Annotated in this window: 2 protein-coding genes; both read left to right on the forward strand. The window is 61.0% G+C overall.

The genetic code is table 11. The features are described 5' to 3' along the window. Positions 1-865: 865 nt before the first annotated feature. The gene (locus tag AC1DUU_RS27505) at positions 866-2,368 is read left to right on the forward strand and encodes an NAD-dependent succinate-semialdehyde dehydrogenase (protein ID WP_476786520.1); all 1,503 of its coding nucleotides are present in this window, start codon (positions 866-868) and stop codon (positions 2,366-2,368) included. 70 nt (positions 2,369-2,438) lie between these two features. After that, on the forward strand, positions 2,439-3,092 hold a 654-nt coding region (locus AC1DUU_RS27510; protein ID WP_476786521.1), incomplete at its 3' end, for a transporter substrate-binding domain-containing protein.

Genomic DNA, 3,092 nt, shown 5'->3' on the forward strand with positions numbered 1-3,092 from the left:
AGCGCAAAGAACGTCGCCGGCCACGTCTGATCGGCCCGATTAGACGCTCCTGCAATGGCGCCCGACCGTAACTCGGGCGCTCCGAGGCCCGCGTCCAGCGTCGGTGCGTGTCTCGTCGTGTGGCCTTGGTGATTGCTGTCCGCTTGCACCGATAAGCAGGCTCGGGGGTGGCGGCCATGCCTTCGGCGGGCTTGCCACCCCACATCTTGCTAAAATCCGAGCGATTTTATTGGCGGTTTCACAATCATCGTGAAGCATGCTGTGGCTGAGGAGGCGTTAGGAGGATCGAATGCGATCGGACTTCGCCACAGCGCGGCGTCATCTCGAGCAGGCATGCAAATACCTGTCCGGTGACGACGACTTGACGCGCAAACTGCTTGCGGCCTTGAACTTGCTCATTGATGCCACCTTGACCGCCGAACACATGGTGGAGAAGGAGTGCAAGGTTGTGACCTTTCCTGGCACACGACCCCAAAGGTGAACACGCGCACTGCCCATGCGTGCGCCTGATATGGCGGGATAGAGCCAGCGATGGCTCGCCGGCTCCTGCATCGTTTCGCGGTCGTTTCAAAACCCGCCAGCTCGCACGTCCGAACAGCGCCCTCCAGCACCTGAGGTCACGCATGCTCATGCGAGACCTACCGTTGGAGCGTTGAACGCGCGCCTGCGGGTCGACAGGTCGCCGCTAGCCCCGACGCACCGGCCAGGCTTGCCGCGTAGCGGCTCGGTCGCAGAGCTACAGTTCCCAGCCAGACTCAAACCAACCATTAGCCCAGCGAGAACCCGGCTTGACATTGTGACGTTTGAAGTTTGATATATCAAACGTCAGATTTCATATGTTAGCAGTATCGGGACCATTTCGCGCATGACCTTGCATCAGAGTTCAAACCACTCCCTGATCGGACGGCTGGCAGATCCGTCGCTGTTGAGGCAGCAGGCTTATGTCGACGGCCAATGGATCGACGCCGACAGCAAGGCCACGATCACTGTGACCGATCCGGCTACCGGCGCGGCTTTGGGCACCATCCCAGACATGGGTGCGGCAGAGACCACGCGAGCGATCAAGAGTGCCGACCGGGTGCGCAAGGACTGGGCGGCGCTTGCCGCACGCGAACGTTCGGCGATCATGCGCCGCTGGTTCGAACTGATCATCGAAAATGTCGAGGACCTGGCACGGATCATGACTGCGGAGCAGGGCAAGCCGCTCGGCGAAAGCCGTGGCGAAATCCGCTATGCCGCGTCCTTCGTCGAGTGGTTCGCAGAAGAGGCCAAGCGCGTCTATGGCGATATCATTCCAGCCCCCAAGGCGCAGTCGCGCATCATGGTGCTGAAGCAGCCGGTCGGCGTTGTTGCGGCGGTCACGCCATGGAATTTCCCCAGTGCGATGATCACCCGCAAATGTGCGCCGGCCTTGGCAGCAGGTTGCACGGTGGTGGTCAAGCCTTCGGAATTCACGCCGTTTTCCGCATTGGCGCTTGCCGAACTCGCATCGCGTGCGGGAATTCCGGCAGGCGTCCTCAACATCGTCACCGGCAACGCCCAGGCGATCGGCGGCGAGATGACGACAAATCCGATCGTCCGCAAGCTGAGCTTCACCGGCTCGACACGCGTCGGCAAGCTGCTGATGGGGCAGGCGGGAGCGACAGTGAAGAAGGTGTCGATGGAACTCGGCGGCAACGCGCCCTTCATTGTCTTCGCCGATGCCGATCTTGATGTTGCCGTTCACAATGTCATGGCGTCAAAGTTCCGCAACACCGGCCAGACCTGCATCTGCGCCAACCGCATCTATGTCGAGGACGCCGTCCATGACGCCTTTGTCGAGCGCTTCAAAAAGGCGGTCGAGGCGCTGAAGGTCGGCAATGGCTTTGCCGACGACGTCGAGCAGGGCCCGTTGATCAATCCCGCAGCGCTGGTCAAGGTCGAAAGCCATATCGCCGATGCGCTCGCCAAGGGCGGAAAGCTCGTCACCGGCGGCAAGCCGCACAAGCTCGGCGGCACTTTCTTCGAGCCGACGATCCTGACCAATGTCGACGATACCATGCTGTTCACGCAGGAAGAGACCTTCGGTCCGGTGGCTCCGGTGTTCCGCTTCACCGATGAGGATGCGGTCATTGCGGCGGCAAACGCCACTTCAGCGGGGCTCGCTGCCTATGTGTTCACCCGTGATCTCGATCGCATGTGGCGCGTGGCCGAAGCGCTTGAGACAGGCATGGTCGGCGTCAATGAAGGGCTCATCTCGAATGAGGTCGCCCCGTTCGGCGGCATCAAGGAGTCAGGCGTCGGGCGCGAAGGTTCAAAGTACGGAATCGAGGAGTTCCTGAACCTCAAATATATCTGCCTGACACAGAATCCCCGTCAGGCCACCTAGGCTTCTGGCCGGGCGATGGGCGCCCAGCCGCAAGAAATCACCATCATCAAACAATAAGAGAGGGAATGAGATGACGTTTACATGGAGGATGCAAGGCGGTGCCTTGGGCGGTCTTGCCGCAATTGCCATGGCCGGGGTGCTGCTCGCTCCAGTAGAAGCGCAAGCGGGCAAGGTGCTCGACGCCATCAAGCAGAAGGGCAATCTGACCTGCGGCGTCGGCCAGGCCGTTCCAGGCTTCTCGGCACCAGGCGCCAACGGCGAGCTCGCCGGCATCGACATCGATTTTTGCAAGGCGATGGCTGCGGCAATTCTTGGCGACGCCAGCAAGGTTACCTACCGGCAGACGTCTTACTCCGAGCGTTTTGTCCTGCTTGCTTCCGGCGAAATCGACGTTCTCGCCCACGACACGACGACCACGCTCAACCGCGAAGGCGGTCAGAACGCTCGCTTCACCTTCCCCAATTATTTCGACGGCTACACCTTCATGGTGCCCAAGTCGCTGGGCGTCGACAGCCCCGAAAAACTGGCCGATGCCACCGTCTGCATTCTTCAGGGCTCGACCTTCGAGGTGAACACCGAGAATTTCTTCAAGTCGCGCGGCCTCAAATACACCCCGCTTGTGCTTGGCACCTGGGAGCAGCTTGACGCCGCGTTCTTCGGTGGACGCTGCGATGCCTTTGGCGGCAATTATGGCAACCTCGCCGGCTCCCGCGTCGCCCATGGC

The organism is Aminobacter sp. P4_H6_2, assembly GCF_056400805.1.

What these genes read in the sequence shown, in the direction of transcription:
- AC1DUU_RS27505 (WP_476786520.1), top strand. Translation starts at nt 866, where the DNA reads ATGACCTTGCATCAGAGTTCAAACCACTCCCTGATCGGACGGCTGGCA.